The sequence below is a fragment of the Streptomyces solitudinis genome, assembly GCF_036323765.1.
GTDB lineage: Bacteria > Actinomycetota > Actinomycetes > Streptomycetales > Streptomycetaceae > Streptomyces.
This window is the reverse complement of sequence record NZ_JAZDCW010000003.1, coordinates 263,438-281,130: the sequence shown is the minus strand read 5'-3', so window position 1 is coordinate 281,130 and position 17,693 is coordinate 263,438. Positions and strand designations below refer to the sequence as shown.

The 17,693-nt window shown below is 76.6% G+C and carries 12 protein-coding genes; 4 read left to right on the top strand and 8 right to left on the bottom strand.

The window, feature by feature from the left end; translation table 11 throughout:
* Positions 1-17 precede the first annotated feature (17 nt).
* The 3 genes from V1J52_RS08800 (at position 18) to V1J52_RS08790 (ending at position 4,468) form a co-directional block, all read left to right on the top strand.
* A complete protein-coding gene (locus V1J52_RS08800) occupies positions 18-1,349 on the top strand; it encodes an ABC transporter substrate-binding protein (protein WP_330139087.1) in 1,332 nt (443 codons plus the stop codon).
* Positions 1,350-1,487: 138 nt separating this feature from the next.
* Entirely contained in the window at positions 1,488-2,912 is a 1,425-nt protein-coding gene (locus V1J52_RS08795; RefSeq protein ID WP_330139086.1) for a pectate lyase family protein, read from the top strand.
* On the top strand, positions 2,909-4,468 hold the full coding sequence (locus V1J52_RS08790; RefSeq protein ID WP_330139085.1) for an aldehyde dehydrogenase (NADP(+)): 1,560 nt from the start codon (positions 2,909-2,911) through the stop codon (positions 4,466-4,468). Before V1J52_RS08795 ends, V1J52_RS08790 begins: the two co-directional genes overlap by 4 nt.
* Before the next feature lie 208 nt (positions 4,469-4,676).
* On the opposite strand, the gene V1J52_RS08785 is transcribed toward V1J52_RS08790, so the two are convergent.
* The 8 genes from V1J52_RS08785 to V1J52_RS08750 all read right to left on the bottom strand — a co-directional run bounded on the left by V1J52_RS08785 (position 4,677) and on the right by V1J52_RS08750 (position 14,846).
* Positions 4,677-5,300 carry a GAF domain-containing protein gene (locus V1J52_RS08785; protein WP_443075758.1) on the bottom strand — a complete coding sequence of 208 codons (624 nt, stop codon included), beginning with the start codon at positions 5,298-5,300 and terminating at the stop codon, positions 4,677-4,679.
* The gene (locus V1J52_RS08780) at positions 5,297-6,118 is read right to left on the bottom strand and encodes a S8 family peptidase (RefSeq protein WP_330139084.1); all 822 of its coding nucleotides are present in this window, start codon (positions 6,116-6,118) and stop codon (positions 5,297-5,299) included. The genes V1J52_RS08785 and V1J52_RS08780 overlap by 4 nt, the downstream gene beginning before the upstream one ends.
* Positions 6,115-9,618, bottom strand: coding sequence for an adenylate/guanylate cyclase domain-containing protein (locus V1J52_RS08775; RefSeq protein ID WP_330139083.1), 3,504 nt, complete (start codon positions 9,616-9,618; stop codon positions 6,115-6,117). Before V1J52_RS08775 ends, V1J52_RS08780 begins: the two co-directional genes overlap by 4 nt.
* Before the next feature lie 88 nt (positions 9,619-9,706).
* Positions 9,707-9,910: an aroma-sacti cluster domain-containing protein gene (locus tag V1J52_RS08770; protein WP_330139082.1), complete on the bottom strand. Its 204-nt coding sequence runs from the start codon at positions 9,908-9,910 to the stop codon at positions 9,707-9,709.
* 103 nt (positions 9,911-10,013) lie between these two features.
* Positions 10,014-11,708: an MFS transporter gene (locus tag V1J52_RS08765; protein WP_330139081.1), complete on the bottom strand. Its 1,695-nt coding sequence runs from the start codon at positions 11,706-11,708 to the stop codon at positions 10,014-10,016.
* A gap of 50 nt (positions 11,709-11,758) precedes the next feature.
* Complete coding sequence (locus V1J52_RS08760) at positions 11,759-12,586, bottom strand: iron-containing redox enzyme family protein (RefSeq protein WP_330139080.1); 828 nt, start codon at positions 12,584-12,586, stop codon at positions 11,759-11,761.
* Complete coding sequence (locus V1J52_RS08755; protein ID WP_330139079.1) at positions 12,583-13,638, bottom strand: radical SAM protein; 1,056 nt, start codon at positions 13,636-13,638, stop codon at positions 12,583-12,585. Before V1J52_RS08755 ends, V1J52_RS08760 begins: the two co-directional genes overlap by 4 nt.
* Positions 13,626-14,846: a radical SAM protein gene (locus V1J52_RS08750; protein ID WP_330139078.1), complete on the bottom strand. Its 1,221-nt coding sequence runs from the start codon at positions 14,844-14,846 to the stop codon at positions 13,626-13,628. Before V1J52_RS08750 ends, V1J52_RS08755 begins: the two co-directional genes overlap by 13 nt.
* 640 nt (positions 14,847-15,486) lie before the next feature.
* Between V1J52_RS08750 and V1J52_RS08745 the strand changes: the two genes are divergently transcribed.
* Entirely contained in the window at positions 15,487-17,514 is a 2,028-nt protein-coding gene (locus V1J52_RS08745; protein ID WP_330139077.1) for an AfsR/SARP family transcriptional regulator, read from the top strand.
* Positions 17,515-17,693: the final 179 nt, after the last annotated feature.

Genomic DNA, 17,693 nt, shown 5'->3' with positions numbered 1-17,693 from the left:
AGAGAGAAGAGCAAGCCATGCGGATCAAGCGGACGAGAGCGGGACGGGCGGCCCTGGCGTCGCTGACGGCGACGGTGCTCGCCCTGACGGCGGCCGGCTGCGGCGACGGCGGCACCGGCAGCGGCGACGAGGGTTCCGGCACGGGCGAGATCACCTTCTGGGACAACAACGGCGGTGTCCGCACGGCCGTCTGGAAGGAGATCATCGCCGACTTCGAGAAGGCCAACCCGGACATCGACGTCACCTACGTCCCCGTGCCCATCACGGACGTGCAGGCGAAGTACGACACGGCCATCGCGGGCGGCGGGCTGCCCGACGTCGGCGGGGTCGGCACCGCCTACCTCGCCAACATGGTCGCCCAGGACGCGCTGGAGCCGGTCACCCAGCGCATCGAGGACGGCAGCCTGAAGGGCAAGCTGTCGCAGAACATGCTGGACAGCGTCGCCTCGGCCGGGGGGCGGGGCGAGGAGCTGTACTCCGTGCCGACCTCCGGCAACCAGGGCACGCTGTGGTACCGCACGGACCTGTTCGAGGCGGCGGGCCTGGAAGCGCCCCGCACGTGGGACGACTTCTACGGCGGCGCCGAGGAGCTGACGGACGCCGGCAACAACAAGTTCGGCTTCACCATCCGCGGCGGCGCCGGATCGGTGGCCCAGGCGCTGGACATGATGTACGCGCAGTCGGGCATCGACACGTTCTGGAAGGACGGCAAGACGACGGTCAACGACCCGGCGAACGTCGAGGCGCTGGAGCGCTACGTCGGCCTCTACAAGGACGTCACGCCGTCGGCCGACCTGAACAACGACTTCGCCAAGATGGTCGCCCAGTTCGGGCAGGGCAACATCGGCATGCTCCTGCACAACCTGGGCTCCTACACCGACCACGTGAAGGCGTTCGGCAAGGACAGCATCGACGGGTTCCCGCTGCCGCCCGCCGAGGCGGGCGGCCCGCGCACCATCGTCTCCCAGCCGGTGGACGGCCTCGGCCTCTTCAAGAGCAGCGACAACAAGGCGGCGGCCTGGAAGTTCATCGAGTTCGCCGCGTCGCACGAGATGAACAGCCGGTGGAACGAGGCGGCCGGCTCCATCCCCGCCAACACGGAAGCCGCCAGCGACGCCTGGATCAACGACGCACCGCCGATCAAGGCCGCCATGGAGTCGGTCAACGACCCGGACACGAAGGTCGTGCAGCTCCCGTACTACCTGCCGGACTGGAACAACATCAGCAAGGCGGACATCGAGCCGGACTTCCAGAAGCTGCTGCTCGGCGACATCACCGCGCAGGAGTTCGCCGACAAGCTCGCCGGCCTGCTCAACGACGCCCAGACGGAGTGGGAGGAGCAGCGCTAGCCGCTCCACGCCCGCACGTCAGCACGTCCCGGCGGCCCGCGCCCGCACCCGCGGCCGCCCCGGGGCCCCACCGCGGGGCACCGCCCCTCCCCCACGCCTCACCCCGTCACCCTCCCTCCACCGAACAGGAGCTCCACCATGCGCCCGTTCCGTTCCCGCGCCCCGCAGCCCGGGGGGCCGCAAGCCCCCCGCGCCCGGCGCGTACGCACCGCGTCGGCCGCCGCGGGCTGCGCCGCCCTCGCCCTGGCCGTGACGGCCCCGCTCTCCGCCCCGGCAGCCGCCGCCGAAAGCCACCGGTATTCCGTCGACCGCGCCGTGCTCGGCGCGAACGACGGGTGGGCCGCCGCCGAGGGCGGCACCACCGGAGGCTCGGCGGCCGACCGCCGCCACGTCTTCACCGTCGACAGCTGGGCGGAACTCCGCGCCGCCGTGGCGCACGGCGACGCGGACACGCCGCGGATCATCCGGATCAAGGGGACCATCGACGCCCACACCGATGCCGCGGGCAACGCGCTGGCCTGCGACGACTACGCCACCGACGGGTACACCCTGCCCGGCTACCTGGCCGCCTACGACCCGGACGTGTGGGGCAGCGCCGATCCGTCCGGCCCGATGGAGGACGCCCGGGTGGCCTCCGCGCGCCGCCAGGCCGCCCAGATCCGGCTGGACGTCGGCTCGAACACCACGCTCGTCGGCGTCGGCCGCGACGCCCGGCTGCTGGGCGCGAACGTGCAGATCCGGGGCGTGGAGAACGTCATCGTCCGCAACCTCACCTTCGAGGACACCTTCGACTGCTTCCCGCAGTGGGACCCGACCGACGGCGCCGACGGCGCGTGGAACTCCGAGTACGACAACCTCGTCGTGTACGGCTCCCGGCACGTGTGGGTGGACCACAACACCCTGACGGACGGCCGCGGCGCCGACGACGACACCCGCCACTTCGGCCAGCCCTACCAGCGGCACGACGGGCTGCTCGACATCGTGCGCGGCGCCGACCTCGTGACGGTCTCCTGGAACGTGTTCACCGACCACGACAAGACGCTGCTCATCGGCAACAGCGACGGCGCGGGGGCCACCGACCGCGGCAAGCTGCGCGTCACCCTGCACCACAACAAGTTCCGCGACATCGGGGAGCGCGCGCCCCGCGTCCGCTTCGGCCAGGTGGACACCTACAACAACCACTACGTCGCGCGGGACGCCGACGCCTACGCCTACACCTTCGGCATCGGCTTCGAGTCGCAGCTGTACGCGGAGAAGAACTACTTCAGCCTGCCGCGCTCCGTCCCCGCCGGGACCGTCCTGAAGAAGTGGAGCGAGGCGCCGCTCACCGCCGGGGACAACCTCGTCAACGGCAGGAAGGTGGACCTGATCGCGGCCCACAACGCCCTGAACCCGGACACGCCGCTGCGCTCGGGCGCGGGGTGGACCCCCGAGCTGCGCGACCGGGTGGACGCGACCTGGGCGGTGCCCGGCCTCGTCTTCCTGTGGGCCGGGGCCGGGAAGCTCGCGTGGCACGAACCGCGCGGCACCGGGGCGCGCGGCGCGGAAGGGCAGCGGCCGTGACGGCGGCACCGGTGTGGAGCGTCGACCCGCGCACCGGGCAGCGGCGGGAACAGGCCGCGGTGGAGGCCACCGGCGCGGACGTGGACCGCGCCGTGCGGGCCGCCCACGACGCGCGGGCCGCGCTCGCCGACCGTCCCGCGCGGGCGGCCCTGCTGCGCACGGCGGCCCGGCTGCTGGACGAGGACCACGAACGCGTCGTGGCCGCCGCCGACGCCGAGACGGCGCTCGGCACGGCCCGGCTCACCGGCGAACTGGCCCGGACGACGGCCCAGTTGCGTGCGTTCGCGGCGCTCGTGGACGAGGGCTCCTTCCTCGACGTGCGGATCGACCACGCCGACGCCGCGCAGACCCCGCCCCGTCCGGACCTGCGCCGCTGGAAGGTGCCGCTCGGCGTCGTCGCCGTCTACGCCGCGAGCAACTTCCCGCTGGCCTTCTCCGTACCCGGCGGCGACACGGCGAGCGCGCTCGCCGCCGGGTGCCCGGTCGTGGTCAAGGCCCACCCCGGCCACCCGGCCACCTCCGAGCTGTGCGCCGGGCTGCTGCGCCGGGCGGCGGCCGAGGAGGGGCTGCCCGAGGACGTGGTCGTCCTCGTCCACGGTTTCGACGCCGGGGTGGCGCTGGTCGGGCACCCGCTGGTCGCGGCGGCCGGGTTCACCGGTTCGGTGCGCGGCGGGCGGGCGCTGTTCGACGCGGCGGCCGCCCGCCCGGTGCCCATCCCGTTCCACGGCGAACTGGGCAGCCTCAACCCGGTCGTCGTCACCGAGGACGCCGCCGCCGAGCGGGCGGAGGAGATCGGTGCGGGGCTCGCGGCGTCCATGACGCTGGGCACCGGTCAGTTCTGCACAAAGCCCGGCTTCGTCCTCGTCCCGGCCGGGCCCGCGGGCGACCGGCTGGTGGACGCGCTGGCCGGGGAGGTCAGCGGCGCCGCCGCCGGTGTCATGCTCGACCACCGGATGCGCGACGCCTTCGTCGCCGGTGTCCGGGAGCGGGCGGAGCTGCCCGGGGTGGAGGCGCCGGTGCCGCCCGGCGCCGACGGCGACCACGGCGTGCGGCCCGGCGTGCTGACCGTCCCCGCTGCCGCGCTGGCGGCCGGGGACGGGCACGACGCGCTGCTGGAGGAGTGCTTCGGCCCGGTCACCGTCGTCTGCCGGCACGCCGGGGACGCGGAGGCGGCGGCCGTCCTCGCCCGGCTGCCCGGGAACCTCACCGCCACCGTGCACCTGTCCGGCGCGGAGGCCGCGGGCGCCGGGGGCCGGGCCGGGCCGCTGCTCGCGGAACTGACCGGGCTGGCCGGGCGCGTCCTGGTGAACGGCTGGCCGACCGGGGTCGCCGTGGCCCCCGCCCAGCACCACGGCGGTCCCTACCCGGCCGCCACGTCCACGGCCACCTCCGTCGGCGGGACCGCCGTGGAGCGCTGGCTGCGGCCCGTCGTCTACCAGTCCGCGCCGCAGGCCCTGCTGCCGCCGGAACTGCGTGACGACGGCCCGCCGGGCGTGCCGCGCCGCGTCAACGGCAGCCCGGAGGCGGGCGGCGGGGCGGCGCGGCGCACGCCGTAGCCCGGCCGGGCGGAGTGCCGGTGCGCGACGGCGGCGTCAGGGGCCGTCGCCGTGCACCGGCGCCCGGGCGCGGCCGGGGCGGCTCACCACCAGGTGGTGCGGTGGACGCCGGTCCGCGTCGTGCCGCACGCGCGGCACGCGACCGGCGGGGCCCCGCGTTCTCCCGGCGGGGCAAGCCCCTTGCCGGGTGAAGCCCGGGCGGCGGGGCTCAGGCCAGGACGTCCCGCAGGGCGTCCAGCAGGCGGTGGCCCGCGGCGCTGCGCTCCGCCGGGAGGCCGCCGAGGGCCGCCGCGAGGTCGGCGGGGACGCGTGGGGCGGCGGCGCGTTCGTGGTGCTCGGTCAGCTCCAGGGCCAGCGCCGCCTGCCCGGCGAAGAGGGCCAGCAGGTCCATCCCGGCCAGCGAGGTGCGCATCGCCGGGTTGCGGTCGAGGACCTCCAGCACGCCGAGCACCCGTTCCCCGCACAGCAGCGGGGCGGCCATGAGCGCGGTGGGCACGTACCGGGTGGCTTCGGCGATGTCCCCGGCGAAGTCGCGCCGGCTGGAGACGTCGTCGACGGTGAGCGGCTGGCGGGAGCGCACCACCCATCCGGCGATGCCCCGGGACGCCGGGAAGCGGCGGCCGACGAGGAAGTCCTCGCCCTGCCCGGAGACGGCGGCGAAGACGAGTTCGTCCCGCTCCTCGTCCAGCAGGAAGATGGAGCTGGCCTGCGCCTCGAAGATGGCGCGGGCCACGTCCACGACGGAGCGCAGCATCCGCTGGTGGCCGCGGGCGAAGGCGTCCTCGGGAGGGTCCGGGGAGTGGCCGGGCAGCAGGGGTCCGTTGTCGGTCATCGGTGTCCTCGCACGTTGTCCGAGGTGAGCATGAGCAGGTCCTTGACCTGGAAGGGCTTCAGGCCGGGGTGTTTCGCCAGGATGAGCGCGCAGCGGCCCGCGACGTGCGGGGCGGCGAAGCTGTTGCCGGTGCACACGGAGGTGCCCCCGCCGGGCCAGGCGACGGTGACGCCGGAGCCGCGGGCGAAGAACTCGACGGGCGGCGACGGGTTGTACAGGACGACGTCGGGGTCGTCGTCCTGGTGGCTGCCGACGGACAGCACCGAGGAGAACCGCCACGGGAAGCTCTCCACCGGCATGTTGTGCGCCGAGGCCACCAGCAGGGTGCCCCGGAAGTAGGCGTGGTCGGCGAGTTCGCGGAGCTGGCCTGCGAAGGTGTGCCGGGTCGTGGACAGGCTGAGGTTGACGACGTCGAAGCCCTGTTCCAGCGCCCAGCGCACGCCGGTGACCAGCGCGTCGCCGGACCCGGCGAAGCCGGAGTCCAGCACCCGGACGCTGTGCAGCTCGCAGCCGGGCGCGACGGAGCGGATGATTCCGGCGCAGGCGGTGCCGTGCCCGCAGGCGTCGCCGTCGGGGTCGGGGACGACGTGGTGGCCGCCGTCGCCGTCCCGGCGGGCCACGTGGGCGGAGGTGACGCGTCCGACCAGCGGGTGCCCGTCCTCGATGCCGCTGTCCACGACGCACACCCGCACGCCCGCCCCGGTGGAGCCGCCCCACGCCTCCTCGGCGGTGACCTGCCGGGGCCAGCTCGTGGCCAGGGCGATCTCGGCGGGCGTCCGGCCGACGAGGTTCCAGGTCAGCGGCGGTCCGGCGGTCATCCTCCGGCCTCCGGTGACGGCGCCGGGCGCGCCGCGCGGCGGGCGCGGGGCGGGGGCGGCGCGGGCGCGGCGCCCGGCGGGGTGAGCAGGCGGCGGGCGCGGGCGGCACCGACGAGGTGGCCCTTGGCCCGGAAGCGGCGGTGGGCGTCGGCGGCCCGGTCGCGCGCCTGCGGCGGCACGGGGCGGCCGGGCCCGGCGGCGTCGGCCAGCGCGTGCGCGGTGTCCAGTTCCGCCTGGGCCAGGCTCAGCGGGGACTCCGTGGCGCGGGCCGCCTCCAGCGCCGCGTCCAGGTGGGCGCGGGCCGCGGCGGCGTCCCCGGCGGCGGCGCGCACCCGGCCGTGCAGGGCGTGCAGTTCGGCGGTGGCCGACGGGTCCCCGTCGACGGGCCCGAGGAGCCCGGCGGCCTCGGCGTGACGGCCCCGCTCCACCAGGACGCGGGCCAGGTCGCGGGTGGCCGTGGCCAGCAGTTGCGCGTCGCCGAGCTGCTCCAGCCCGGTGCGGGCACCGCGCAGCAGCTCCTCGGCCCTCTCCCAGCGCTCCGCGAGGGCCTCGACGGTGGCGGCGAAGACGGTGACGGCGGGCGCGGCGAAGGCGTGCCCGAGGTCGTGGAGGGTGGCGGAGGCCAGCGTGAGGCGTTCGCGGGCCGCGCGGAAGCGGCGGCGGGTGGCGAGCATGGCGGCCACCGGGCAGGCGAGGGCGGCCTGCGCCATGCGCCGCCCGTCGAGGTCGGTGACGAGCAGTTCCTCGCAGCGCGCGAGCGCGGCGGGCACCCGCTCGGGGCCGAGCCACAGCGAGACGCCGAGCGCCCCGGCGGCACCGGCCCGTTCGAGTTCGGCGTCGGCGCGGGCGGCGTGGCCGAGGGCGGCGGTGAGGTCGGCCACGGCGCGGGCGTGGCGGCCGTCGCTCTGGTGGGCCTGCCCGATGCGCAGCCGGACCCGTGCGAGGCCGAGGTCGTCCCCGGCGGCCGTGAGCCAGGGCAGCGCCTCGCGGGCGGCTTCCAGGGCGGTGCCGAAGCCGGGGCGGCCGGGTTCGAGGTAGGCGAGTTGCAGCCGGACGCGGGCGGCGGCGGCGTGCGCGCCGGTGGCGACGGCCTCCCGGTGCACGTCGTGGAAGGCGGCGACGGCGCGTTCGGTCCGGCCGCCCGCGAGCAGCGCCTCGGCGAGGGCGGCGCGCAGGGCGAGGCCCGCAGCGGCGGAGCCTGGCCCGGCCTCCCCGGTCGTCTCGTGGGCCGCCTCGTGGGCGTCCTCGCCGGCTGTCTCCCCGGCCGTCTCCCCTGCCGTTTCGCGGGCCTCCCGGCAGGCGTCGTCCACCGCCTGCGCGCGTTGCAGCAGGCCGGTGGCCCAGCCGACCTCGCCCCGGGCCAGGGCCGCGGCGCCCGCCGAGGTGAGGTGGTCGGTGGCGGCGGCCCCGGTGCGGCGGGCGGTGCCGTCGAGGAGGCCGAGGGCGTGCCGGTGCCAGAAGGCCCGTTCCAGGTGGCCGCCGACGGCGGTGTGGTCGGGCGGTGACGGCGCGGGCCCGCCCGCGCCGTCCGGCCGCGCCCCGGTCAGCCACGCGGCCAGCCGCTCGTGCCGTTCGGCTCGCAGCCGCCGGGGCAGCCCCGCGTAGACGACCTCCTGGACGAGCGGGCTGGTGAACCGGTGGGCCCGCGCGGGCTTCCCGCCCCGGCCGGGCGCCCGCTGGGCGTCCCCGGCGGGAACGGCGGGGACGGCGGCGGGTTCGAGGAGCCGGCGGCGGGTCAGGGAGGCGAGCAGCCGGGCGGTGCCGTCGGCCCCGCCGTAGTCCGGCCCCGTGGCGCCGCCCGGTGCGTCCCCGGCGAGGACGAGGAGGTGGCGCGGGTCCACCTCGCGGCCCGCGACGGCCGCGCAGCCCAGCAGCTCGCGCTCCAGCGGGGGGAGCCGGTCCAGCCGGGCGGCGACGAGCCCGCGCAGGGACAGCGGGACGGTCTCCAGGTCGCCGCCCTCGCGCACCACGGCGACGAGCTGCTCGACGAACAGCGGGTTCCCCTCGGCCCGTTCGGCGATGCGCGCGGTGACGGCGTCGTCGGACCCGGGAGCGTCCGGGCCCGCGGTGCCGGGAGGCGCGGGCGCGGTGCCGGGGGCGAAGTGCAGGACGAGGTCACCGGCCGCCTCCCGCGCGGCGGAACGCAGCCGCACCACCAGGTCGCGGCAGTCGGCGGCGGGCAGCGGCGCCAGGGGCAGCCGGGTGGCGTGCGGCGTCCCGGTGCTCCACGCGGGCCGCTGGTCGAGCAGTTCGGGGCGGGCCAGGCACAGCAGCACCACCCGGGCGTCCCGCAGCTCCGCGGCGAGGTGCTCCACGGCGTCCAGGAGGGCGGGCGTGGCGCTCTGCGTGTCGTCCAGTACGGCGACGACCGTGCGGTTCCGGCCGAGCGCGCCCAGCAGCCGCAGCAGCGCGGAGTGGACCTCGGCGGCGGCGGTGCCGGGCGGTTCGCCGCGGCGCAGCCGGTCCAGCAGGGCGGCCGAGGCGCCGCCGTCCTGACCGGTGCCCAGCAGCCGCGTCACGCGCTCCCGGTACGTTCCGGAGCCGCCGGGCAGCCCGGGGGCCAGGCCCTCCAGCAGGGCGGCGAGCGGGGCGAGCGGCCCGGGGCTGCCGTACGGCGGGCAGTCGGCCGCGGTGACCAGCGCGCCCTGGCGCACGGCCTCCCGGGCGTAGGCGCGGGCGAGCCGCGACTTGCCGACGCCCGGGTCGCCGACGAGGGTGACGAGGCGGGCGGCGCGGTCGCGGGCGGCGGCCCGGTGCAGGGCGAGCAGGGCGTCCAGTTCCCCGGTCCGGTCCACCAGCGGCGACTCCGCGCGCGGGTGACCGGCGGAGGGGCGGGCCAGCGCGCGGCGGACGCGCCAGGCGGGCACGGGCACGGACTTGCCCCGGACCGTGAGCGGCGCGACCGGCTCCGTCTCCACGGCGGCACCGGCCAGGGCGCGGGTGGCGGCCCCGACGAGGATCTGGCCGGGCGGCGCGTGCTGCTCCAGCCGGGCGGCGACGTTGACCGTCTCGCCGGAGACGAGGGCCTGGTCGGCGCCGGGCACGGCCGTGGCGACGACCTCACCGGTGTCCACACCGATGCGGACGGCGACGGTCGTGCCCAGGTCGCGGCGGAGTTCGGCGTTCAGGTCGTCGAGCGAGGCGCGCATGTCCAGGGCGGCGCGGACGGCGCGCAGCGCGTCGTCCTCGTGCGCCACGGGGACGCCGAAGACGGCCATCACCGCGTCACCGATGAACTTCTCCACGGTGCCGCCGTGGTCCTCGACGCAGCCGCGCATGCGGGCGAAGTACCGCAGCATGACGTGGCGCAGGGCCTCCGGGTCGAGGCGTTCGCTGAGCGCGGTGGACCCCGTCATGTCGCAGAACAGGACGGTGACGGTGCGCCGGGAGGCGAGGGGCTCGGGTGCGGGCGCCGCACCGGCCAGCGCCCGTCCGCAGGAGGGGCAGAACCGCGCGGCGGGCGGTGCGGGCGCCGCGCAGGCGGGACAGGCCACGGTCATCGGTCCTCCTTCCTGGGCGGGTCGGCCGCGGTGGTGCGGCGGATGCCGGACGGCGGTACGGCGGTCGGCGGTGCGGCGGTGCGGCGGTTCAGAACAGGACGCCGCCGATGATCGGTTCGCTGGAGTGCGCCTGCACCTCGGGGGCGTGGGCGTCCAGCCGGTCCTTCACCGACACCAGCACGGCGATCTCCTCCTCGGTGAGGTCCTCCAGGACCGCGCGCTGTTCGGCGGGCAGGGTGTCCACCGGGAATCCGGAGCCGCGCAGGACGGTGAGTGTCTCCTCGGGAGTCATCCCGCTTTCCCTTCCTCGTGGGGCCGCCTCGCGGGCGGACCGGGTGCCCGGCCCGCCCGCGAGGCGGTACGGTCCGGCCGGCCGGCCGGACCTCGGTGGCCCGTTACCAGATGACGACGCCCACGGTGGTGTCGTCCCGGTCCTTCTCCGCGTGCGCCTGGACCTCGACGGCCGCGTCGACGCGCTCCTTCACGGAGGTCAGGACGGCCAGCTCGTCGGCGGACAGGGCGGCCAGCACCTCGCGCTGCCCCTCGGGGATGCGGTCGGTGGGGATGCCGGCGGAGTCGAGGGTGCGGAGGTTCTCGCTCATGACTGCTCCTTCTGGTCCTTCGGGTGGACGGCTGCCCGCCGGGGAACCCGGCGGGGTGGAACGGCGGTGCCGGTTCACCGGCGCGTCGGTGCGCGCCGGAGCTTCTGGGGCGGTCCGCGGTGCGGACGCGGTGGCCGCCGGGGGTTCGGACTCGGTGGCGGCCGCGGTGGCGGGTGCGCCGTCTGCGGAGGCGGGTACGGAGGCGGCGGTGCGGGGGCGGCGGCGGGCGCTCCACAGGAGCAGCAGCAGCCCGGTCACGGCGAGGCCGCCGCCGGAGCAGACCAGGACGAACGACAGGCCCTGCCAGGCGGCCAGCGCGGCGGCCACCGGCGGCGCGGCGAGCTGGAGCACCGTGGGCACGGCCCCGGTCGTCGCGCTGACCCGGCCCATCAGGTGCTCGGGGGTCTCCCGGCGCAGCACGTACGGGTAGACGACGAGGATCGCCGAGGACGCGAGGCCGATGCCGAAGGCGACCGGCACCCACACCGCCGTCGTCCCCGCCAGTCCGGCCGCGACCGCCGCGCCGATCCCGCACACCAGCGCCCCGGTGACCACCTGGCCGCCGCCCATCAGGGCGAACGGGTTCCAGCCCCGCCCCCACTGCGCCGCCACCAGGGTGCCCGTCACCGCTCCCGCCCCGACCGCCGCGATGACCAGGCCGAGCATCGACTCCCCGATGCCCAGCTCCTTGAGGGCCAGCGGCGAGAGGATGTCGAAGGTCAGGACGAGGAAGAGGGACGCGGCCATGCTGAGCGTGACCGCGAGCAGGGCGGGCGTCGCGGCGATGAAGCGCACGCCCTCCGCGAACTCGCCCCGGAAGCGGCCCGCCCAGCGCCGCCGCTCCAAGGCGGCGGGGCGGCCGGGGGACGTGGCGCCGGACGCCGCGGGCCGTGCGGCGCCGCGCGGCGTGGGCGGCAGGTCCAGCCGGGCCAGGAACGCCGCCGAGACCAGGAAGGACACCGCGTCCGCGACGAAGACGCCGCGCACCCCGATGCCGCTGACCAGCAGGCCGCCGAAGGCCGGTCCCGCGACCTTCGTGGCCTGTGAGACGAACGCCCCGAGGGCCGTCGCCTGGAGCAGGTCCTCCTTGGGCACCACCCGCACCAGCGTGGCCTGGTAGGCGGGGTTGAAGACGGTCGAGCACACGCCCTTGAGGAGCACGAACACGAGCAGGATCTCGATGCCCGGTGCCAGGAAGTACCCGGCGACCAGGGCGCAGCGCAGCAGGTCGCACAGGATGAGCGCGCGGCGCTTGTCGGCGATGCGGTCGGCCAGCACCCCGGCGACGGGGGCGACGAGCACCCACGGTGCCGCCATCGCCAGGGACAGCGCGGCGAGGCCGCCGGGTCCCTGGTCCCAGGTGTAGGCGATGAGGACGACGAGGGCCAGGTAGTCCATCCAGTCGCCGATGCCGGAGACGGCGCTGCCCGCGAAGAGCAGGCGGAAGCGCCGGTGGCGCAGGGGTGCTGCGAAGGCGAGGCGGGCCATGCTCGTCCCTCCTCCTTCCTGGTGGACGTCGCCGTGTGCGGGCAGGGCGGTCAGGCGGCGGGGGCCTGCGGGACGGTGCTGCGGACCTGCGGGTCGCGGAACGCGTCGGCGAGGTCGCGGAAGAGCTGCACCAGGGCGTCCATGGTGTGCAGCGCGGACAGTCCGAGCGCCGTGTGCTGCGGGTCCGTCAGCGGCAGGGAGTCGACGAGCCGCAGCAGGTCGTCGCGGTGCTTGACGTCCAGCGCGGCATGCCGGGCCAGCGTGCGGAAGCCGCTCTCCGGCAGGCCGCTCCGCTCGCTGAGCAGCCGGGCCACCTCACGCGTGGGCGGGTTGCCCTCGACGACGGCGATGTGCCCGAGCAGGCACACGGGGTGGTAGTGGAACAGCCAGTAGTACTGCGCTCCGACGAGCGTGGCGGCCATGGCGCCCGGCAGCCGGCGCAGCGGCTCGTCCGGGTCGCGGCCGATCGCGGCGAGGTCCTCGCGCAGCCACTCGTCGTGCCCGGTCTCCTCGCGGATGTGCTGCGTCCAGTACGGGACGAGCCGTTCCGCCACCGGGTCGCCGTGCGCGGCCAGTTCCCGGGAGCGGGCGAGCGCGGCCTCCATCAGCGGGATCGTGGAGCGGACCATCGAGTGCAGCACGCACAGGTAGTCCGGGTACAGCTCCGCGACGCGGGGCACGCCCCACAGCCGTCCGCTGACGGCACGGAACTCCGGCATGACGAGCCCGATCTTGGCGCGCAGCAGGGCGGCGCCGCCGGTGCGGCGGGCCTCCTCCGCGCGGGGGCCGTCCGCCCCGCGGGGCACCTCCGGCGTCATGTCCGGGTCCGGGTCCGGCGTCCGGCGGGCCGCACCGGGCCGGTTCAGGGCAGTCGTCATCCCACTCGCTCCTCTCCCAGCACGCGGATGGCGTCGATCAGGTTGTCCCGCGCGTCCTCGGGGGCGCGCTTGGCCATCACCCAGCACAGTTCGCAGACGCTGGCGAACTCCCGCCCCGCCAGGTCCTGGTAGCGCGGATGGGCGGTGACCAGGCCGGGTCCGACGGTGCCGATGGCCCGGTACAGCGAGTCGCGGGTGAACCCGCCGAGGGCCGCGGTCACCTCCTCGCGCGTCGTGCAGCGCCGCCGCAGCCGGGCGGGCCCGGCGCCGGTGATCACCATCTCGTTGCAGCACATGGTGGTGGTGCCGTCGTAGCGGATGACGGGCACGTTCGCCGTCTGGCACTTCCCGAACGACTCGGCCGGGTAGCGCGGGCGCTCCCGCCGGAAGAGGTGGGAGTCGAGGGAACCGGCCCGGCCGTAGGGCAGCGGCGGCGCCGTGGCCACCTCCGCGTGGGACGCCCAGTCCGGCCCGAAGGCCGCCCGCAGCAGTTCCCCGGCGCGCTCCACCATGCGCGGCTCGTTCATCACCTGCACGACCAGCCACACGTCCTCGGCGGCGACCGCCCGGGCGGCGGCGGCGAAGCGGTGCTCGTGCACGGACTCCTCGTGGTAGGCGTCCGTGCTCAGGTAGACGGTGCTGGCCCGGCGCAGTACCGCGCGGGCCCACTCGGGCGCCAGCCGCGCGCCGCCGCCGTCCGCTCCGGCGGTGCCCGGGGCGCCGTCCGTGCCCGCCGGTCCCCAGAAACCGCTGGTGTAGAGGATGAGGTCCTTGCCCGCCTCGGTGATCCGCCGGGACGCGTAGGTCAGCCCGCGGCGCTCGATGAAGGGCTCGCCCCCGGAGATGCCGACGACGCGGGCGTCCGGCAGGGCGCACAGGCCCTCCACGACCTCCTCGAACAGGGCGAAGTCGGTGATGCGGGGGCTGTCCGGGCGGGAGTCGACCGAGCAGTGGCCGCAGCCGACGGGACAGCGGTCGGTGATGAACAGCAGCGCGAGCGTGCCGCGGCGCTCCCGGCCCTCCTCCAGGTCGGCGAAGCTCAGACGGCGCATCGGGAACCCCCTGTCGTCGCGGACGCGGTGGCCGCGTCCCGGCCCGGCACGGCGGCTGCACCGGCTCCGCCGCCGGTCTCACCGCCGGCACCGGTGCCGCCGTCGTAGCCGAGCAGCAGCAGATCGGCGTAGCGGTGGGTGCCGAACCGGCGGGCCAGGCCCACGGGCCCGGCTCCGGAGACGAGTTCGGCGATGTGCCCCTCCAGCACCCGTGTCCCCGGCGCGTCCATCAGCGAGGCGGCGGCCTCGGCGGTGTCCGGATCGTCGGAGAGCGTGAAGCAGGTGTCGCAGTAGCCGGAGCAGGACCCGGGCGGCGCGCCGGTCCGCTCGGCCAGGTAGGAGGGCCCGAACGTGCGCACGCCGCGCAGCAGGTGCCGGGAGCGCTGCCGGTCCCTGACGGTCTGCCAGCTGTCCGTTGCCGCGTGGCCGAGCCGCAGGTGCGCCGGGAGCCGTCCGCCGAGCCCGTCCACGACGTTCTGGTTGCAGCAGGCGACCACGGTGCCGTCGAACGTCACCAGCGGCCAGGACGCCATCTCGCAGGGGGACGGCGGCGCCGGGTGCGGCGGGCGTCCCGCGGCCGCCGGCCGGACGTCCCCGCCCGTACCCCGCAGTTCGGGCAGCCACTCGGTGGCCCGGCCGACGTTGCCGACCAGGGACACCCACACCGGGACGCGGTCCTCAAGCGTCGTGCGGATGTCGTCGGTGACCTCCGCCAGGTACGGGTCGTCCTCGTCCAGGCCGACGACCTGGAGACTGACGTCCTTGCCCTCGTCGACGAGTTGCCGCAGCACCCGCAGCACCGCCGCCCGGGACACCTCCTCCTCGTGGAAGGCGTCGAGGCTCGCGGAGAAGTGGTCGACGGCGTCGATGGCCCGCCGGATGCGGTCGGGGATGCCGGGCTGCCGGGCGAAGAACATGCCGGACAGGATGTGCGTCCGCGCCCCCGCCTCCCGGGCGAGCCGGGCGATCCGCTCGACCAGCGCCGGACGCAGCAGCACCTCACCGCCGGACATCAGGACGAAGTCGGGGCGGTCCTCGGGCGTGAAAGTACGCACGAACCCTTCGAACAGGGACTCCGCGTGCTCCTCGCTGCTGAGCATGGAGTTCGTCGAGCAGTGGCGGCAGGACAGCGGACAGCGCCGGGTGAGGGCGAGCATGACGCCCGCCCCGGGGACCGCACGGGCCCGCAGGACGTCCACAAGGTGCACTGGCGGCCCTTCCCTCGTCGCAAGCTGGCGGGGCCCGTCCGGGGCACACCCGTCGGCGGCGACGTGCCGCGCGGCGGGTGGCCCGGCGTCCGGGCCGTTGTGGTGACGACCCTGCACGGCCGGGCCTTGACCGCGGTATGACGCCGGTATGAGAACCCTTTGGCCCGGCGCTGACCGGCCGGTGCGCCGCCGCGGTGCGGCGGGTGGCCGTCTGTGGGGCCCGTGTGGACCCGCTGTGGAGGGGCCGCCGCCCTGTGCCCCCTCCGGCCGGATGCCAAGGTGTCCGCGAGAATCACGTCCCGCCCCTTGCGGGGCCGGTGACCCATGACATTCGATGAGTGACGCAGGATCACGACCGGGGGCCGTCCCCGAGGGCGCAGCCCGCCCCCGGGCCGTCCGCCGGCCGCGCGGTGCGCACCCCGGTGCGGCGGCCGGTACCCGCCGTCGCCACGGGCGCCCGCCCAGCAGGGCCCAGCACGGTTCCGGCACATTTCGCGCACATCGGCACGTCCGCACGGTCCGCACGTCCGTCCACGCACACCGGCACGTTCCGCACACCGGCACATCCGCACGGCTTCGGCACGGCGTCGGCACACGGGAACCCGCCCGCACGGGCACCGTGACTGCTTCAGGGGGAGCGATGGAGTTCGGAGTCCTGGGAGCCCTGGAGGTACACGTGCACACCCGCGCGATGTCCCTCGGCTCACTCAAGCAACGCGTCCTGCTCGGTGTCCTGCTGCACCGGGCCAACACCGTCGTCTCGGCGGACGCCCTGATCGAGGCCGTGTGGGGCGACCAGCCGCCGCGCACCGCCGTCAAGAACCTCCAGGTCTACGTGTGGCACCTGCGCCGCGTGCTGGCCGCCGACGACGAGACCGGGCGGCTGACGTACCGGGCCCCCGGCTACCGGCTCGCCGTGCGGCCCGGCGAACTCGACCGGGACCGCTTCGACGCGCACGCCCGGCAGGGCAGGCAGGCGCTCGCCGAACACCGGCCCCGGGTGGCGGCACGGCACTTCGAGGCCGCGCTCGCCCTGTGGCGGGACCGCCCCTACGCCGACCTGCACGGCGCGGACGCCCTGCGCAGCGCCGCCGAACGCATGGAGGAGCACCGCCTCGCCGTCCTGGAGGACCGGGCGGAGGCGGGCCTGGCCGCCGGGGACCCGGCGGCGGCACTGCTGGAGCACCTCGACCCGCTCGTCCGCGAACACCCGCTGCGGGAACGGCTGCGCGCCCTGCAGATGCTCGCGCTGCACCGCGCGGGGCGGCCCGCCGAGGCGCTGTCCGCGTACGACGACATCCGGCGAAGACTCGCCGGGGAGCTGGGCATCGCCCCCTCCCCCGTCCTCGCACGCCTCCAGCGTGCGGTGCTCGACGGCGAGGCGGTCGGCGCGGAGGCCCTGTGGCCCGGCGCCCCCACCGCCCACGCGTCCGGCCCTCCGGCCGCTCCCGCCGCGTCCGGCGCCTGCCCCGAGTCCTGCCAGCTCCCCCGCGACCTGCCCGACCTCGTCGGACGGCTGCGTGAGACCGACGACGCCGTGCGGGCGCTCACCCCGGCCTGCGAGCAGGGCGCGGGCGGACCGGCCCGGCCGGGGCCCAGCGTGTTCGAGGCGCTGACCGGGCTGCGCTTCGAACCGCCGCGCCCGCGCTCCACGCTGGCCGTCCTGAGCGGGCCGGTGGGCGGCGGCAAGACGGTGCTGGCCGTCCGCGTCGCCCACCTGCTGCGGCCGCACTTCCCCGACGGGCAGCTCTGGGTGTCCCTGCGCACGCCCGACGGCAGAGCCCGGCCCGCCGCCGACGCGCTGGAGGAGCTGTGCCGGGCCCTCGGCGCGACCGACGGGCCGGACGGCGGCGACGGGCCGGGCGACGGCACCGGTCCCCGCCCGCCGGGTGCCGCACGCGGATCGCTGGCCCGGCTCGTCGCCCGGTACCGCACCGCGTGCGCCGACCGGCGGCTGCTGGTCGTGCTGGACGACGCCGTGGACGAGGCGCAGGTCCGGCCGCTGCTGCCGGGCGGCGACGGGTGCGCCACCCTGGTGACCAGCCGCTTACTGCTGGGCGCCCTGGAGTCGGCGCACCGCACCGAGGTGGGCTGCTTCGCCCCCGAGGAGTCCGCCGAGCTGCTCGCCCGCGTCGCCGGTGCCGAGCGGACGGCGGCCGAGGCGGCGGCCTGCGCCGAGGCGGCCCGCCTCGTCGGACACCTGCCCCTGGGCGTCCGGCTCGTCGGCGCCCGCCTCGCCGCACAGCCGCACTGGACGGTGGGCCGTCTCGTCGCCCGCCTGGCCGACCCGGCCCGCGGACTCGGCGAACTCACCGTCGGGGACGTCTCGGTACGGCGGTCGTTCGACCTGGCGGCTGCGGCGCTCACCGGCCCCGAACTGCGGGCGTACCGGCACCTGGGCACGCTGCCGCGTGACCGGGTCGTCGGCCGTCCGGTGACGCCCGAGCTGCTGGACCTGCCCTCCTCCGACGCGGAGGACGTCCTCGAAGGGCTGACGGCGCAGCGGTTCGCGGAGGCCGGACCCGAGGGCTACACCCTGCACCCGCTGCACCACCTGCACGCCGCCTCCCTCCCCCGCCCCACGAGCCTCACCCTGCCCGTCCCCGCCGTCCCCGCCGCGACGCCCGCCACCCCCGGCACCCCACCCCGCACCCCCCTGCACCCCTGACCACCGTCCCGGTCAGGTGCCGGACCGGGTACGGCCCGTGGGCGGATGCGGTCGGTTCCGGGTCCCGGGGCGCGGGGATGCGGGCACGTGGAAGGTACCGGGGGTGTGACGTCCGGGGCGGGGCGATCGGGTGAGTCGGGCGTGCCGCGCCGCCCGGTGTCCGCGCGTCGCGGGGCGTG